At 42.8% G+C, this 15,482-nt stretch carries 16 protein-coding genes and 1 riboswitch; of the genes, 1 reads left to right on the forward strand and 15 read right to left on the reverse strand.

What is annotated here, in order from left to right:
* Positions 1 to 168: 168 nt before the first annotated feature.
* The 9 genes from PCY11_RS00640 to PCY11_RS00680 all read right to left on the reverse strand — a co-directional run bounded on the left by PCY11_RS00640 (position 169) and on the right by PCY11_RS00680 (position 7,906).
* On the reverse strand, positions 169 to 1,179 hold the full coding sequence (locus PCY11_RS00640; protein WP_301362312.1) for a DUF1002 domain-containing protein: 1,011 nt from the start codon (positions 1,177 to 1,179) through the stop codon (positions 169 to 171).
* 238 nt (positions 1,180 to 1,417) lie between these two features.
* Positions 1,418 to 2,020, reverse strand: coding sequence for a lysozyme family protein (locus PCY11_RS00645; RefSeq protein ID WP_023918108.1), 603 nt, complete (start codon positions 2,018 to 2,020; stop codon positions 1,418 to 1,420).
* Complete coding sequence (locus PCY11_RS00650; RefSeq protein ID WP_301362313.1) at positions 2,020 to 2,994, reverse strand: nucleoid-associated protein; 975 nt, start codon at positions 2,992 to 2,994, stop codon at positions 2,020 to 2,022. Before PCY11_RS00650 ends, PCY11_RS00645 begins: the two co-directional genes overlap by 1 nt.
* An 8-nt stretch (positions 2,995 to 3,002) precedes the next feature.
* Entirely contained in the window at positions 3,003 to 4,259 is a 1,257-nt protein-coding gene (gene glyA / locus PCY11_RS00655) for a serine hydroxymethyltransferase (RefSeq protein WP_301362314.1), read from the reverse strand.
* A gap of 38 nt (positions 4,260 to 4,297) precedes the next feature.
* A complete protein-coding gene (locus PCY11_RS00660; RefSeq protein ID WP_049474936.1) occupies positions 4,298 to 4,909 on the reverse strand; it encodes an L-threonylcarbamoyladenylate synthase in 612 nt (203 codons plus the stop codon).
* The gene (gene prmC, locus PCY11_RS00665) at positions 4,896 to 5,732 is read right to left on the reverse strand and encodes a peptide chain release factor N(5)-glutamine methyltransferase (RefSeq protein WP_049474935.1); all 837 of its coding nucleotides are present in this window, start codon (positions 5,730 to 5,732) and stop codon (positions 4,896 to 4,898) included. Before prmC ends, PCY11_RS00660 begins: the two co-directional genes overlap by 14 nt.
* Positions 5,732 to 6,811, reverse strand: coding sequence for a peptide chain release factor 1 (gene prfA, locus PCY11_RS00670; RefSeq protein ID WP_003007273.1), 1,080 nt, complete (start codon positions 6,809 to 6,811; stop codon positions 5,732 to 5,734). Before prfA ends, prmC begins: the two co-directional genes overlap by 1 nt.
* Positions 6,812 to 6,826: 15 nt before the next feature.
* Complete coding sequence (locus PCY11_RS00675; RefSeq protein WP_301362316.1) at positions 6,827 to 7,300, reverse strand: GNAT family N-acetyltransferase; 474 nt, start codon at positions 7,298 to 7,300, stop codon at positions 6,827 to 6,829.
* Between the two features lie 21 nt (positions 7,301 to 7,321).
* Positions 7,322 to 7,906, reverse strand: coding sequence for a thymidine kinase (locus PCY11_RS00680; protein ID WP_003001444.1), 585 nt, complete (start codon positions 7,904 to 7,906; stop codon positions 7,322 to 7,324).
* Positions 7,907 to 8,020: 114 nt separating this feature from the next.
* On the opposite strand from PCY11_RS00680, the gene PCY11_RS00685 reads away from it, so the two are divergent.
* On the forward strand, positions 8,021 to 8,203 hold the full coding sequence (locus PCY11_RS00685; RefSeq protein WP_001117401.1) for a 4-oxalocrotonate tautomerase: 183 nt from the start codon (positions 8,021 to 8,023) through the stop codon (positions 8,201 to 8,203).
* 59 nt (positions 8,204 to 8,262) lie between these two features.
* Here PCY11_RS00685 and ilvD read toward each other — a convergent pair whose 3' ends face one another.
* The 6 genes from ilvD to PCY11_RS00715 all read right to left on the reverse strand — a co-directional run bounded on the left by ilvD (position 8,263) and on the right by PCY11_RS00715 (position 15,472).
* Complete coding sequence (gene ilvD / locus PCY11_RS00690; RefSeq protein WP_024055670.1) at positions 8,263 to 9,981, reverse strand: dihydroxy-acid dehydratase; 1,719 nt, start codon at positions 9,979 to 9,981, stop codon at positions 8,263 to 8,265.
* A gap of 126 nt (positions 9,982 to 10,107) precedes the next feature.
* Positions 10,108 to 11,451: an MATE family efflux transporter gene (locus PCY11_RS00695; protein WP_024055671.1), complete on the reverse strand. Its 1,344-nt coding sequence runs from the start codon at positions 11,449 to 11,451 to the stop codon at positions 10,108 to 10,110.
* 109 nt (positions 11,452 to 11,560) lie between these two features.
* Positions 11,561 to 12,823: a nucleobase:cation symporter-2 family protein gene (locus PCY11_RS00700; RefSeq protein ID WP_195529457.1), complete on the reverse strand. Its 1,263-nt coding sequence runs from the start codon at positions 12,821 to 12,823 to the stop codon at positions 11,561 to 11,563.
* Positions 12,823 to 13,404, reverse strand: a complete 582-nt coding sequence (locus PCY11_RS00705; protein ID WP_003001484.1) for a xanthine phosphoribosyltransferase — start codon at positions 13,402 to 13,404, stop codon at positions 12,823 to 12,825. The genes PCY11_RS00700 and PCY11_RS00705 overlap by 1 nt, the downstream gene beginning before the upstream one ends.
* Positions 13,405 to 13,495: 91 nt before the next feature.
* Positions 13,496 to 13,591: riboswitch (purine riboswitch) on the reverse strand.
* Complete coding sequence (gene guaC / locus PCY11_RS00710; RefSeq protein ID WP_021153179.1) at positions 13,581 to 14,564, reverse strand: GMP reductase; 984 nt, start codon at positions 14,562 to 14,564, stop codon at positions 13,581 to 13,583. It overlaps the preceding riboswitch by 11 nt.
* A gap of 182 nt (positions 14,565 to 14,746) precedes the next feature.
* On the reverse strand, positions 14,747 to 15,472 hold the full coding sequence (locus PCY11_RS00715) for an alpha/beta fold hydrolase (RefSeq protein ID WP_301362318.1): 726 nt from the start codon (positions 15,470 to 15,472) through the stop codon (positions 14,747 to 14,749).
* Between the last annotated feature and the right edge of the window lie 10 nt (positions 15,473 to 15,482).

A 15,482-nucleotide genomic window follows, 5' to 3' on the forward strand; every position in this document is an offset into this window, starting at 1 on the left:
AGGTCCGGGGGACCTTTTTTTCACGAGCCAAGAAATAGAAAAGCGAGTTTAAGGTCCGGGGGACCTTGATTCACGAGCATAACATAAAATATCTAATTAAGTATAAAAATAGGAAATCACACACAAAAAGCACTCTGACTTATTGTCTGCAGTGCTTTTGTGCTATTTTTAGCCAACTAAACCACTAAAGAATTTGACAATGGCATTCCAGATGGCTCCGAAGAAGCCGGCAATGGCATTCCACGCATTTGTGAAGAAATTTCCACTGTCTTTTAGAATAGCATTGGTATCAAAATTGAGATCGATATTGTTAAAGGTATCGCCTGCCTTGTCTACGATACTATCTTTCAGATCCGACAAGGTTTTGGTAAAGCTTTTGCTGCTAATGACGCTACTCTTTGAGAGGTTGACTGCGAAATTTACGATCAAATTGATCTGATTACCTGTCACAGTTGTATCCAGCTTATAATTTTTAAGGGTTTCTTCGACGATCTTTCGAATATCATCCTTGCTTAAATCCTGATTGTTCTGTTTGGCATTGGCTACTGCCGTTTTTATGTCGGTCAATGCTACGTTTAACTTATCCGCATCGAAGTTTTTCTTTCCCGCGTTCTCTTCATTGATCCCTGATAGAGTCTTTAACTCTTCTTGGGCCAGATCTTTGCTTTCTTGAGAAACTTTGGCACCATTTTTTTCAAGCGAGTAATAAATACCAGCCAAGGCACTTTCTCCGGTCACTTGGATAGGAGAAGCTACTGTAATTTGAGCATGCTCTAATCCAAGTGTAACGGCTGCATTACGATACATATCTGAAGTGACCTTGGTGATATTTTGAGGTGTCACGATATTCACTTCTAGTGGCTTATTTTTGCCTAATTTTTGAATTTTAACAGAGGAATAAAGTTCCAAACTATCATCGTTGGCAACGTTCATAATCGAAGAATAAACCTCTGGTGTCATGGTTTTCCACTCTTCTTTATCTTTTGAACTATCGTAGTTCAAGAGACTCAAGGTTTGTTCGATTTGACTTTGGTCCAGCGAATAGCCCAAAACATAGTCTGGCTTGACATAGGTTTCATCAATGACTTTCTGCACATTGCTATCTGCAAAAACACGTGGGACAGCTGTCAACAAGGCCAAAGTCGTCGTTACAAACAGTGCAATCTTCTTTAATTTCATCTTTTTCTTCTTTCTAACTCAAATCAACTTTGGGTATCTCTTATTACCTTTCTCACCTCACTAGAGATGAAAAAAGAAGTAAATAAAGAGTTTACCCACTTCGATTTTCATTATACAGTTGATTTCTTAAAACTAGCTTACAGTTTTTTTAAGAATGCATGACATTTTTATTATCCCTCAAAATCGGAGGCAGAACTGATCAGCTTAAAAAAGAGCCAATCGGCTCTCTGGAAAATGATTAAAACCATGAAAATAACTTCATAATCGTCATATTGGTTTCTACTAAACGAGAATAATAAATGTTCCCCCCATTAATGTAGAGTTCCATCCCGTTTAAAAGAGAGATAGGGTGGAGGTAAAGATAAGTTTCACCGGTTACATTGCCAAGACTTGGTGCCACTACATCTCGTGAATAAGCGCGGGCCAACTCGAGGGAATTTGTTCCACCGTGTTTTGCGACGTAATCGATGTAGTCTTTCCCAAAATTATAGGCTTGAACCGCTGTCCAGCTATCAACGCCTTTTTTCTTGGCTTCTTTTAACTCATCTGAAAGAGTTTGAATTCCTTGGCGAATGCTGGCCTTATTATCACTAATAGTATTGGTCTCACCACTTGCACTCTCACTCGCCTGCATGACATCGTCCTCTCGACCTTTGGTCTCCGTATAGATCATAGCAAGAATGAGGTTTTCATTGGCCGTGGTGTCCTCCTCAGCAAGGACTTCTCTAACCAGGGAGCGGTACTGCATGACTTGTTTGACATCATGGTGGATCTGAACCCCCTTGTAGATTCCAAATATTAGTAAGATGAATAAGAAGATCTTCACTATACGTTTAATCATTATTTACTCTGTATATCCTCAATATTTTTGATCAGAATAGAATAGGTCCCGTTATCGTTTAGAATAAATTCAACAGATTCGGCATCCTCATAGACATTATTCGGAACGATCAGTTCAATTCCATTCGACAATGACAATTTCTGATTTTCGAACTTCTTCAACTGGCGACTTGCATCAATTTCTTCAAAGGTGACAGGCTCTGGTACAGCTTCTTTGACTTGGTCAATAAAACTGAGGCGAGCTGTCAGATTGTCGTTGAAGAGATCATCCGCTAATTTCTCAGGAGAGAGTTTATTTTCTTCCTCAATATGGTTAAAAATAGCTGATTTAACCTTTGATTGAAATTGAAAATCATCTGTGTTGAAGCTTTCCGCAATCTTCTGGGCTGTTTTTTCTAGTTCCTTGATCGATTTTTTAGGAGAGATCTTGGGTTGCGCCTGCAACAGATTCTCAGAAAAATAGTTCAAGAACATCCCGTTGTACTTGATCCTTTTTTCAATTAAGTGGTATTTGCGACTTTGAAGATTGATGACCAAAGCCTCATCAGCACCAGTGCCAAAACCAGGTAGATTATTTTGCGTCAGCTTAATCGGATTATCCACTTCACCACCAAGATGCGTCAGGGTTTCCCGTAAGGCAATCCGAAGAAAGGCAAAATGGTCCACCCCTTCTTTTGAGAATTGAATGAACACCAAATCGTTTGTCTTTTGATTCTCAGAGACGACAAATTCTTCCTTCCAACGATTGGCTACGGCTACTGAAGTTTCTAGTAGGTCATCTGAGATCATCTCAAGAAAAAGATTGTCCTCTTCGAAAATACCGGTTCTGGCTTCATCCGAGTAGACCCGTTCAATCTTCTTACGCAAGTATTCCTCGATTTTAGGCGTGATATTGAGAAATTTATCTGCCAAATAGAGATCGGTATCGTCTGGGCTAAATTGATGAATGATGGCTTTTTTTACGTAAATATCCATAAGATGGTTTAGTCCTCGTAAAGTGGAAAGGCGTCTGTCAAGGCTTTAACTTGGCTACGCACTTCGTCTAATACTTCTTGATTGTCCGCATTCTTCAGCGCTTTGATCATCATTTCAGCAACGGTGCGACTTTCTTTTTCACCAAAACCACGAGCGGTGATGGCTGCTGCACCAATCCGAATCCCACTGGTCTTAAATGGAGACAAGGTTTCATAAGGAATAGAGTTCTTGTTGAGGGTGATATTGACTTCATCCAACAAGTTTTGCGCCACTTTCCCATTTTCAACGACTTTAGTGACGTCGACAAGGAAAAGGTGGTTCTCTGTTCCGCCTGAGATGACGCGGAAATCAGGATCTTGCAAGAAGACATCAGCCATGGCCTGACTGTTCTTAATCACATTAGCTGCATACTCTTTAAAGGCAGGATCCAGCGCTTCTTTGAAGGCGACAGCTTTGGCTGCAATGACATGCTCCAACGGTCCTCCTTGAATACCAGGGAAAATAGCAGAGTTAATTTTCTTAGCTAATTCCTCGTCATTGGTCAAGATTAGGCCTCCACGAGGTCCACGAAGGGTCTTGTGAGTGGTCGTAGTCGTGATATGGGCATAAGGAACTGGACTTGGATGAAGACCTGCTGCCACGAGACCAGCGATATGGGCCATATCAACCATGAGCTTAGCTCCTACTGCATCAGCAATCTCACGGAATTTTGAGAAATCAATAATATGAGAGTAGGCTGAGGCACCAGCAACGATGAGTTTTGGCTTCACTTCTTGGGCTTGTTTTAAGATGGCATCAAAATCCAAGAGCTCTGTTTCAGGATCTACACTATAAGACACAAAGTTATAGGTTTGACCAGAGAAACTCACAGAAGCTCCGTGCGTCAAATGCCCACCGGCAGCTAGATCCATCCCCATTACGGTATCACCAGGCTCAATCAAGGCCATATAGGCAGCACAGTTTGCCTGACTTCCTGAATGCGGTTGAACGTTCGCAAATTTAGCCCCAAAGATTTCTTTGGCCCGTTCGATCGCGAGACTTTCGACCACATCGACCACATCTGTCCCGCCATAGTAACGACGGCCAGGGTAGCCTTCAGCATATTTATTTGTCAGAATAGACCCTTGAGCAGCCATCACTGCCTTAGAGACAACATTTTCAGAAGCAATCAACTCAATATTGTTTTGTTGACGCTCTTCCTCTTTAGCGATCGCATTCCATAGGTCTGCATCATAAGCTTTGTAATCTTCTTTATCAAAAATCATGGGTCTACTCCTTTATAAAAAATTATTTATGTACATTATCACTGAGGAAGTTCATCATCCTCAAAGGAAAGCTCGGGCACATGTGCAAGCAAATCAGCTTTGGTAATTGAACCTTGTCGCAAAATCCTTGCTTTGGAACCAGAGATATCCAAAATAGTTGAATCTTGTCCAGTCAGAAATTCATCATCCTCGACACCAGGAACCACTTGATCAAATTCGCTTATAATAGCCTTATACTTTGTTCCACTTGCATGACCTGAAAGATTGGCCGAAGGACCAACTAAAGGACCGTATTTACGAATTAATTCCAACGTTTTTGGGTGAGCCGGAATACGGAAACCAACTGTATCCAAGCCTGAATGAATCCAGTCTGGCACCTTGTCATTCGCCTGAAGAATAATAGTGAGAGGCCCTGGTAAAAACGAATCAATCAGTTTTGTTAAATAGCCAGGTTGATTTTTCGAATAAAGTCGAATATCTTCTTCGCCAGCTACATTTAAATTCAGAGCCTTTTCTCTAGGTCTACGTTTTAATTCGTAAATGTAATCAACTGCCTCTTTATCCAAAGCTTTAGCGAAAATACCATAGACTGTTTCAGTTGGCAGAATAACCACACGTCCTGCTTCTAATTCTTTCTCAATGTGATCCATTGTCTACTACTACCATTCTATCTTGTCCAAATTGGTCTTTCATAACCCGAACGCGTCTATCGGGAAATGCCTCTTGAAAAAGCTCTTTTACCTTGCTTCCTTGCTTATAGCCAATTTCTAGGTAAATCTTTCCATCTGGTGTTAAAACACTTGGTGCTTGCTGGGCAATCTTTTCGTAGATGGCATATCCATCACGATCCGCAAAAAGTGCTAAGTGGGGTTCAGAGGCTAAAACATTGGCTCCAACCTCTTCTACATCATCCCGAGAGATATAGGGAGGGTTGGACACAATCAGGTCATAAGGACCTTCTAGTTCGTCCAGTACATCTGACGACTTGAATTCAAGGACAGCTTCTAACTGCTTGGCATTTTCTTGAGCCAGTGCTAAAACCTCTTCTGAGACATCGCTAGCTTGAATCTGCCAGGAAGGTCTAGCAAGGGCTAGGCTAATGGCAATGGCCCCACTTCCTGTTCCGATATCTAGAACTCGTAAGGCTTCCCCATCGTTTTCCTCCAGTATGAGATCCACCAACTCCTCTGTTTCTGGTCGTGGGATCAAGACGCGCTCATCCACTGTAAAAACATGGCCATAAAATTCTGCACTGCCAATAATATACTGGGCAGGGACGTGATGTTTCAACTGCTCAAAGATGGAATCAAGCAAGGCCTGATCCTCTACTTCCACTTCTTTTTGCAAGGCAAGGACAAAGTCTGTAAAGGTCCAGTTTTTTAAAGCACGATACGCGAAGGAGAGGCTTTCTGCTTCCTCTCCAACGGCTATTAGTTCTTCTTCATACTGGGCTAATAATGGTCCCAACAACATTATTTGTTCAACTCTTCTAGTTTTTGTGTTTGGTCATACAAGACCAAAGCATCGACCACTTCATCTAATTTACCAGATAAGATGGTATCCAGTTTTTGAAGGGTCAAGCCAATCCGGTGATCGGTCACACGGTTTTGAGGGAAGTTGTAAGTCCGGATCCGCTCTGAACGGTCACCAGTCCCGATAGTAGACTTCCGCTCAGCGTCTTGCTCGTCTTGGGCAATCTGAGCAAAGTGGTCAGCCACACGCGCACGGATGATCTTCATGGCTTTTTCGCGGTTCTTCTGTTGCGTCCGTTCTTCTTGCATCTCGACCTTGATATTGGTTGGCAAGTGGACGATACGAACGGCTGTTGCGACCTTGTTGACGTTCTGTCCACCCGCACCAGATGCGTGGTAGATGTCAATCCGAAGGTCTTTTGGATCAATGTCGTACTCGACTTCTTCGATTTCTGGCATGACCAGAACTGTGGCAGTCGAAGTATGGACACGACCTTGGCTTTCTGTCACAGGAACCCGTTGCACCCGGTGGGCACCAGATTCATACTTGAGTTTTGAATAAACTGATTGACCAGAAACCATGGCTACGACTTCTTTGATCCCACCAACGCCATTGTAGGAGGCTTCCATGACTTCAAAGCGCCAGCCTTGGCTTTCTGCGTATTTTTGGTACATTTGTAAGAGGTCGCCAGCAAACAATTGGGCTTCGTCTCCTCCTGCTGCTCCACGGATTTCCAAGATAATGTTCTTGTCATCGTTTGGATCTTTTGGAAGAAGTAAGATTTTCAGTTTTTCTTCGTACTCTTCTTTTTCAGCCTTAGCATCTTTTAGCTCTTGCTTGGCCATTTCTTCCAAATCAGCATCTCCGCCTGCTTCCTTAATCATTTCCTCAGCGTCGACAATGTTTTGAAGGACTTGCTTGTACTCTCGGTATGCTGTCACCGTATCACGAGTGGAAGCCTCTTCTTTTGAAAGCTCCATAAAGCGTTTGGTATCAGAGACCACATCGGGGTCACTCAACAATTCTCCTAACTCTTCGTATCGGTCTTCTACAGCTTGTAGTTGATCATAGATATTCATGTTTGCTCCTTAATTCTAGGTTGTTAGATCATAGATTGCTACAATTTCGTCTTCTATGACTTCGCCAGTTTCTTTAAATCCATAATGGAGATAGCAAGATCTCGCTTGATTATTTTCCGGTTCATAAGATAACCAAAGACTTGTTGCTTTTCCAGCTGGCTCTGTTCGAACAAAGTCAATGACTGCATCCATAGTCGGTTTAAAATAGCCTAAACCTTGAAATCGTTTATCGATCATAAAACGAAATAACAAGTAGTTCCCCTTGCTGATCCCAATTTTCTGGTCATAGGCAATCATAACAAAACCAACTAATACTTCCTTATCATAAACTGCTAAGGGAGCTATAAAATCACCATTTTTATCATATACATAAGCTTCAGCTAAACTAATGGAATTGGATGCAATAAAATTCCTTTGGTTTGGATGAACTTCTAGATTTAAAACGTCAAAATAATTCTCTATTGTAACATCTTTTAAATAAATAGACATTATTATCCTCTCTATAACATTCTAGACGCTTTCAGTTGGAATGTCTGGATTAAAATAATGCTTGCGGCAAACGGAGATATAGGTCTCGTGTCCACCGATCTGGATCTGCTCTCCATCATAGACAGGTTTACCTGCTTGGGTACGCAAGACCATAGTCGCCTTGCGGGAACAGTATTGGCAGATGGTTTTGATCTCCTCGATCTTGTCGGCTAACAAGAGGAGGTGTTTAGAACCTTCAAAGAGTTCATTTCGGAAATCATTTTTGAGGCCAAAAGCCATGACCGGCACATCTAGTTCATCCACGACTCTTGCCAGATCATAGACATGGTGGCGTTTCAAAAACTGAGCTTCATCGATCAAGACACAGTAGGGTTTGATTGCTTGGTTTTTAATAAAGCCAAAGATATCGGTATCGTCTTCGATCGCAACAGCTTCCCGTTTCATACCGATCCGGCTAGAAACCACTCCTACTCCATCTCGTGTATCGATTGCCGAGGTCATGATGACGACGCTCTTGCCTTGCTCTTCATAATTATGGGCCACCTTCAAAATCTCAATGGTTTTCCCCGAGTTCATGGTCCCATATTTATAATATAATTGTGCCATTTTCCTTTTGTTCTCTCTAAAATGTGTTTCATTATCATTTTACCATAATTTCGCTAAGCTTTGTATCCCAAAATGTGATAAAATAGTCCTATAAAAAATTTAGGAGGTGGCCATATGCCATTTGTACGAATTGACCTATTTGAAGGACGCACATTGGAACAAAAGAAAGCCTTGGCCAAGGAAGTAACCGAAGCTGTTGTCCGCAATACTGGTGCTCCTCAGTCAGCTGTTCACGTCATCATTAACGATATGCCTGAAGGAACCTATTTCCCTCAAGGTGAAATGCGCACCAAATAATGGTTCCACTAAAAAAGCCTTTCTTGCTTGTGATATCACATAGCAGGAAAGGTTTTTTCTTATTTTTCTTGGGCTTGACGTTCTGCTTTCCGTTCTTCGAATTCTTCGTCACTCATCAAGGTTCCGCCAACATTGGCTGATTTGGCAAAGGCTGTATAGCGACGCAACCAACCGCTGGAGATTTTTGATTTGAAAGGTTTCAAATGTTTGCGACGTTCTGCAAGAGTTGCATCATCGACAAGCAAATCAATAGTACGATTTGGAAGATCAATCACGATTTCATCCCCATCTTCGATTAAGGCGATATTTCCACCTTCTGCTGCTTCTGGAGAAACGTGACCAATAGCAATCCCACGAGTAGCCCCTGAGAAACGACCATCGGTAATGAGAGCCACATCTTTACCAAGACCGCGTCCGACAATCTTAGAGGTTGGCGCTAGCATCTCTGGCATACCAGGACCACCCTGAGGACCCTCGTAACGAATAACAACGACATGGCCCTTCTTGACTGTTCCATTGTCAATCAACTCAAGGGCTTGATCTTGTGAATCACAGCAGATGGCCTTTCCACTGAAAGTGGTCACAGATGGATCTACCCCACCGACCTTGATAACAGCTCCATCCTGAGCGATATTTCCGTAAAGGATCGACAAACCACCTACAGGTGAAATCGGATGCTCGATTGGATGGATAATTTCTTCATTTTTGATTTCAGCACCAGCTACGTTTTCTTTCAAGGTTTTACCAGTAACTGTGATACGATCACCCTTAATGGCACCTTTTTTGATCAACTGATTGATAATGGCTGGAACACCACCAGCTTCATGCACATCATGCATAGTGTAAACACTTGAAGGTGCAATTTTAGAAAGATAAGGTGTCTTCTTGGCAATCTCGTTGATATCTTTGAGATCATAGTCAATCCCTGCCTCACGCGCAATAGCAAGGGTATGGAGAACAGTATTGGTTGAACCACCCATGGCCATATCGAGCGCAAAGGCATCGTCGATGGCCTCTTTGGTCACAATATCACGTGGACGGATATCCTTTTTAATATTCTCTACCAATTGTTTGGCTGCTTGGCGAACCAATTCTCGACGTTCATCTGAAACAGCTAGGATGGTACCATTTCCAGGAAGAGCAAGGCCTAATACTTCCATCAAACAGTTCATGGAGTTGGCAGTAAACATACCAGAGCAAGAGCCACAGGTTGGGCAGGCATTTTTTTCCAAGAAATCCAGCTCATCCATGCCCATATCACCAGCTTGATAAGTACCTACAGCTTCAAACAAACTTGAGAGAGTCGCCTGATGCCCCGTCATGTCAACGCCACCCTTCATGGGTCCACCAGAACAAAATACGGCAGGCACATTGGTCCGCATGGCTGCCAAAATCATACCTGGTGTAATCTTATCACAGTTGGGAATATAGAAAACACCATCAAACCAGTGGGCGTTGATGACTGTTTCAGCAGCATCTGCGATCAACTCGCGAGATGGCAAACTATAACGCATCCCGATATGGCCCATCGCAATCCCGTCATCGACACCGATGGTATTAAATTCAAAAGGAATCCCACCAGCCTCGCGAATAGCTTCCTTGGCAACATCTGCTAATTCACGCAGGTGAACATGTCCTGGAACGATATCAATATAGGAGTTACAAATGGCAATAAAGGGCTTTTGCATATCCTTGGCTGATTTTACTTGCCCTGTTGCATAAAGGAGACCACGCGCTGGTGCTCGGTCGATCCCCATTTTGATCATATCACTTCTCATCTTGTTCTCCTTCTAGTTCTTCATTTCTACCTCCTAATCTTACCACTTTGACATCAATTGTCAAGAACTTTCAGAAAATTTATAATATTCACGGCACATAAAAAGCCTGGTTTCCCAGACTTCATTCTAGTTTGTTTGCTTTTTTTCGATCTGCCAGAGCCGAAGTTGGTAGCAAATTCCACTCACGACAAGGCTAGAAATAAGGCCGATCCAATAAGCATAGGGACCCAAGTTGGTCACATGGTCAAGGAAAATCCCTAGTGGGATAGAGATACACCAATAACTAAAGACTCCTAATAAGAAAGGAACCGTTGTATCCTTATAGCCCCGCAAAATCCCTTGTAGGGGTGCTGCAAAGGTATCGGCTACTTGGAAAAAGAGACTATAGGTCATGAAAATCGCTGTTTGCTGCACAAAGACTGGATCCTTGCCATACAGCCCTGCTAGTTGGAAGCGGAATGTATAGAGAAAGACGAGAGTGACAATGGCAAATCCAAAGGCTGTCAGTCGTCCCAAACGGCAATATTGTTTGACCACTTCTGGTCTTCCTGCTCCCAGTTCGTAAGATACGATAATCGCCATGGTACTAGAGATACTAACCGGGAAAGCATACATCAGGGTAGAAAAATTCATGGCTGATTGGTGGCTCGCGATGGTCAGTGATGGGAATTTTGCCATTAACAGACCAACCAACGAGAAGATGATGACTTCTGCAAAAACAATTCCACCGATTGGAAGCCCAAGTCGCAATACTTCTTTCATCCCTTTAAAATCATAAGGCTGCGGCTTCCACAATTGGAAAGGTGCTACCTTGGGATGCTTGCACAAGATCAAAACCGCAATAACCAGCAAGACCCAGTAGGCCAGAGAGGTTCCAAGTCCTGCTCCTGCTCCTCCCATCTCAGGAAAACCAAATGCCCCATAGATCAGGATATAGTTAAAACAAGCATTCAAAGGCAAGAGCAAGAGCATCAAGTACATGGATAGACGCGTCATTCCCAAAGTATCGAGGAAGGTCCGCACGATACTAAAGAGCAACAAAGGTAAGATTCCTAGAGAAAGGAAATATAAATAGCGAATGGCTATTTGGGCAACAACATTTTCTAAACCGATCTGCCTGAGAATCATGGGCGCAATCCCCCAAACAAAGCCTATTAAGAGAATGGCCATACCAAATGACATATAGAGGAATTGGTAAAAATCGCCAGCAATCCGTTCTTTATTTCCCTTGCCTAAATGATGCCCAACAATCGGCGTCAGCGCAGAGACAATCCCTGTCAGGAAAGTAAAAAATGGATTCCACAGACTGGTAGCTGTAGAAACACCAGCCAAATCAAGGGTCCGGTACTGACCAGTCATGGCTGTATCGACAAAGCTGGCTGAATAATTGGCTAATTGGTAGATTAAAATCGGCAAAAATAGACTCAAAAACAAGCGCAAGCGCTCTTTAAAGTGATAGGTTACATACATGATTCTAACTCTCTTCTCATCAAATAAGATTTTCTCCTCTTCCACTCTACTATATGTTTCCTTAAAAGTCAAAAAACCGAAGATCCAAGGACCTCCGGTTCATGTGAGATTAGTGTTTGTTGCGGTTTAAAATAGCATTGAGAACGATCGCCAAGACACTGGCAACGACAATTCCGTTAGCAAAGAACATTTGGAATCCTGTTGGAAGGCCATTGAAGAGGGTGCTGTTGTTCAAACCAACCCCTGCAGCAATCGATACAGCAGCGATCAAGAAATTGTGCTCATTGTGTTCAAAATCAACACGCGCAAGAATCTGCATCCCTTGAATCGATACAAAACCAAACATGACTAGCATCGCTCCCCCAAGAACTGGACTTGGAATGATTTGTGCCAGAGCTCCAAACTTAGGCAGGAGACCAAGAAGAACAAGGAAACCAGCCGCATAATAGATTGGGAGACGAGTCTTGATACCAGACAATTTCACCAAGCCAACGTTTTGTGAGAATCCGGTGTAAGGGAAGGTGTTGAAGATACCGCCGAGAAGGACGGCCAACCCTTCAGCGCGATAACCATTGCGAAGGCGCGTGCTATTAATTGGATCTTTAGTAATATCAGAAAGAGCAAGATAGACACCTGTTGATTCCACCATAGAAACTGTTGCGATGATACACATCATTAAGATGGAGGTGATTTCAAACTTAGGAGCTCCAAAGAAGAATGGCGTTGGAACGTGAATCACTGGTGCTTGCGATACAGGTGTGAAATCCACCAAGCCCATAGAAGCCGCAATGGCAGTACCTGTGATCAAACCAATCAAAATTGAAATGGATTTAATAAAACCAGTCGTATAGATATTAACAACTAAAATGATGAGAATAGTCACCACAGCCAAAATCAAGCTTTGAACGGTTGGTTTTGGCGCATTATTTCCCATATTTCCAATCGCTACTGGAATCAAAGTCAAACCAATGGTTGTAATAACAGATCCCGTTACAATAGATGGGAAGAGATTGGCGATCTTAGAGAAGAAACCAGATACAAGGATGACATAAATCCCTGAGACAATCAAGGCACCAAACATGGCCCCACTTCCATGGCTAGCTCCGATCATGCTAAGAGGTGCTACCGACTGGAAGGCAACCCCAAGGACTACCGGAAGACCGATCCCAAAGTATTTATTGAGCTGCACTTGAAGGAAAGTTGCGACCCCACACATGAAGATATCTGTAGAGATGAGGTAGGTTAGTTGATGAGCGTTATAGCCCAAAGCTCCTGCGATCATGATCGGCACCAAAATAGATCCCGAATACATGGCCAAAAGATGTTGCAAGCCTAGAATGGCCGCCTGTGAATGGCTTTCTTGTTTTTGCATTAGATGTCTGCCTCCTTGAATACAACCTGACCATTTTCAAAACGGTCCAAACGTGCGAGGGATACAACTGGATATCCCAACTCTTCTAACAATCCCCGTCCATCTTGGAAGGATTTTTCAATCACGATCCCAATCGCTTCGACTTGAGCCCCGGCTTGTTCGATGATTTGAATCAAGCCTTTGGCTGCTTGCCCATTTGCAAGGAAATCGTCAATGATCAAAACCTTATCTGATGGATCCAAGAATTTACCAGCAATCGAAACTGTGCTGGTGACTTGCTTGGTAAAGGAATAAACCTCAGCCGTCAAGATGCCCTCATTCATCGTGATGTTTTTCGCCTTTTTAGCAAAGATCATGGGAACATCCAGTGCTTCAGCTACATAAAGGGCAGGTGCAATCCCAGATGCTTCAATGGTCACGACTTTGGTCACGCCAGCATCTTTGAACCGGTCCGCAAAAGTCTGACCAATTTCTTTCATCAATTTGAAATCCACTTGGTGGGTCAAAAAGGAGTCCACCTTGAGGATATTCTCACCTAAAACATTGCCATCTTTTAAGATGCGCTCTTCAAGTAATTTCATACTTCCTCCTACTTTTTTAAAAAATCCTCTACTTCATTCACAAAATACAAAAAGGCCTGCTAAGCAAGCCTTGAAATCTCTCTAGAAAGAGAAATAATCCCGACTTACTTATTGTTAGGTGTTCCGGCACCTTGTAGAAACATCACGCCTATTCGTGAAATAAATAAGTAATTCAATTAGTGTGCATCGCCATTCCAGATAGAATTCTTAACGATCACATAGTCAACATGTTTCAAATCTGCTAATTTTCGGCCTCCTGCATAAGAGATCGAACTTTGCAAATCTTGTTCCATTTCTGTCAAGGTATCTTGCAAATGACCCTTGGCAGGCAATAAAATCTTCTTACCTTCGACGTTTTTATAAGCACCTTTTTGGTACTCTGAAGCAGATCCATAGTACTCTTTGAAAGACTCTCCATCAATCTCTACTGTTTTACCAGGACTTTCAATATGTCCTGCAAAGAGAGAACCGATCATGACCATAGATGCCCCGAAACGAATCGATTTGGCAATATCACCATGAGTCCGAATACCACCATCCGCAATGATTGGCTTACGCGCTGCTTTTGAGCACCAGCGAAGAGCAGCCAATTGCCAACCACCTGTACCAAATCCAGTCTTCACTTTGGTGATACAAACCTTACCAGGGCCGATTCCGACCTTAGTCGCATCAGCTCCCGCATTTTCCAATTCACGAACAGCTTCAGGAGTTCCAACATTTCCAGCAATGACAAAGGTATCTGGTAATTCTTTCTTGATGTGTTGAATCATCCGAATGACACTATCCGCATGACCGTGTGCGATATCAATAGTGATGTACTCAGGCGCATCTGCCTTTAATTGACTCACAAAGTCGTATTCGTATTCCTTAACACCAACCGAAATGGAAGCGATCAAACCTTGATCATGCATGCGTTTGACAAAAGGAATCCGACCCGCTTCATCAAAACGGTGCATGATGTAGAAGTAACCACCACGCGCCAACTGCTCTGCGACATTCTCATCTAAAATCGTCTGCATATTGGCAGGAACGACTGGAAGCTTGAAGGTATGCTTTCCAAATTGGACGGTTGTATCTGCTTCTGACCGGCTATTGATGATACATTTGTTGGGAATCAACTGAATATCTTCATAGTCGAAAATAGGAAATTCATTTAACATAGATTGAAAAATCTCTTTTCTAAAAACTGACCTACCTATGCGCAAGCGCATCGCTACGTCTCTTGACGTTTCCTTGATAGATTATACCAAAGATACGGACCTAATGCAATGGGAATGATTTTATAGGAAATAACGTTCGGAAATTACAAGACAAAAACCCGTTTCAAAAAGAGAAACAGGTTTTATTTATGAACATTTTGGAGCCAATTGTTCACTTCTCTAGCTACAATTCCTGGCGCCTCTGTATACAGTTCGTGCCCCAAAGCATCTAGCAAGACTTGCTTGATCTGGGGATCTAGTTGCTTCAGAGCTTCTTTTCTCCATTCAGGTTCTTCTTGGTAGCAAGGTCCAATAAAAAGGACAGGCAGGTCCGCCAGTGGAATCTGGTAAGTCTTCATCTGACGCCGTAGGCGTAATAAGGCCAAAACCTTTTCTAGATCCAGATTTAACTCATATTGTTCACTCGCTGAATTCCAGCGATAGCTAGCCTCTACTGCTTTTCGCGCTATAGGCGTAGGATCTGCTCCAATACCAAGTTCTGATAACACAGCTTCTTCTAAAGTTGCAAAGACTTGCTGCTTCATGAAAGACGCCGTTCCTTCTAGTTCTTCTTCAAGAGGCAGGATCGTTTCCATATCCAGGTAGCCACCATCCAAGAGAATCAAAGCCTGGATCTGAGGAAACTCAGCAGCCAGATAACGAGCCAAATCTCCACCCAAGGAATGCCCTAATAAACCGATCTCTTTCGCCTGGCCGATCTGATCTTGAAACCAAGCACGAAGATCGTTTTCTGTCTGAATCATTTCCCTGTAGGGATCTAGAAAAGTCACAGGAAAGCCTAGTTTTTCAATAAGTGGAGCCAAATGGTAGCTATTGCTACCTAGGCCACCAATAAAATAATACTGCATGTGTTTTGTC

This window comes from Streptococcus sp. SP8 (genome assembly GCF_030440045.1).
Taxonomy (GTDB): Bacteria; Bacillota; Bacilli; order Lactobacillales; family Streptococcaceae; genus Streptococcus; species Streptococcus parasanguinis_I.

Bases quoted from the DNA above. Each gene is read 5' to 3' on its own strand.
- PCY11_RS00705 (WP_003001484.1), bottom strand. From the start codon at position 13,404: ATGAAATTACTTGAAGAGCGCATCTTAAAAGATGGCAATGTTTTAGGT.
- PCY11_RS00715 (WP_301362318.1), bottom strand. From the start codon at position 15,472: ATGCAGTATTATTTTATTGGTGGCCTAGGTAGCAATAGCTACCATTTG.
- prmC (WP_049474935.1), bottom strand. From the start codon at position 5,732: ATGTTGTTGGGACCATTATTAGCCCAGTATGAAGAAGAACTAATAGCC.
- PCY11_RS00700 (WP_195529457.1), bottom strand. From the start codon at position 12,823: ATGCAAAAACAAGAAAGCCATTCACAGGCGGCCATTCTAGGCTTGCAA.
- glyA (WP_301362314.1), bottom strand. From the start codon at position 4,259: ATGATTTTTGATAAAGAAGATTACAAAGCTTATGATGCAGACCTATGG.
- PCY11_RS00695 (WP_024055671.1), bottom strand. From the start codon at position 11,451: ATGTATGTAACCTATCACTTTAAAGAGCGCTTGCGCTTGTTTTTGAGT.
- PCY11_RS00650 (WP_301362313.1), bottom strand. From the start codon at position 2,994: ATGGATATTTACGTAAAAAAAGCCATCATTCATCAATTTAGCCCAGAC.
- ilvD (WP_024055670.1), bottom strand. From the start codon at position 9,981: ATGAGAAGTGATATGATCAAAATGGGGATCGACCGAGCACCAGCGCGT.
- PCY11_RS00660 (WP_049474936.1), bottom strand. From the start codon at position 4,909: ATGGATCACATTGAGAAAGAATTAGAAGCAGGACGTGTGGTTATTCTG.
- guaC (WP_021153179.1), bottom strand. From the start codon at position 14,564: ATGTTAAATGAATTTCCTATTTTCGACTATGAAGATATTCAGTTGATT.
- PCY11_RS00675 (WP_301362316.1), bottom strand. From the start codon at position 7,300: ATGTCTATTTATTTAAAAGATGTTACAATAGAGAATTATTTTGACGTT.
- PCY11_RS00680 (WP_003001444.1), bottom strand. From the start codon at position 7,906: ATGGCACAATTATATTATAAATATGGGACCATGAACTCGGGGAAAACC.
- PCY11_RS00685 (WP_001117401.1), top strand. From the start codon at position 8,021: ATGCCATTTGTACGAATTGACCTATTTGAAGGACGCACATTGGAACAA.
- prfA (WP_003007273.1), bottom strand. From the start codon at position 6,811: ATGAATATCTATGATCAACTACAAGCTGTAGAAGACCGATACGAAGAG.
- PCY11_RS00645 (WP_023918108.1), bottom strand. From the start codon at position 2,020: ATGATTAAACGTATAGTGAAGATCTTCTTATTCATCTTACTAATATTT.
- PCY11_RS00640 (WP_301362312.1), bottom strand. From the start codon at position 1,179: ATGAAATTAAAGAAGATTGCACTGTTTGTAACGACGACTTTGGCCTTG.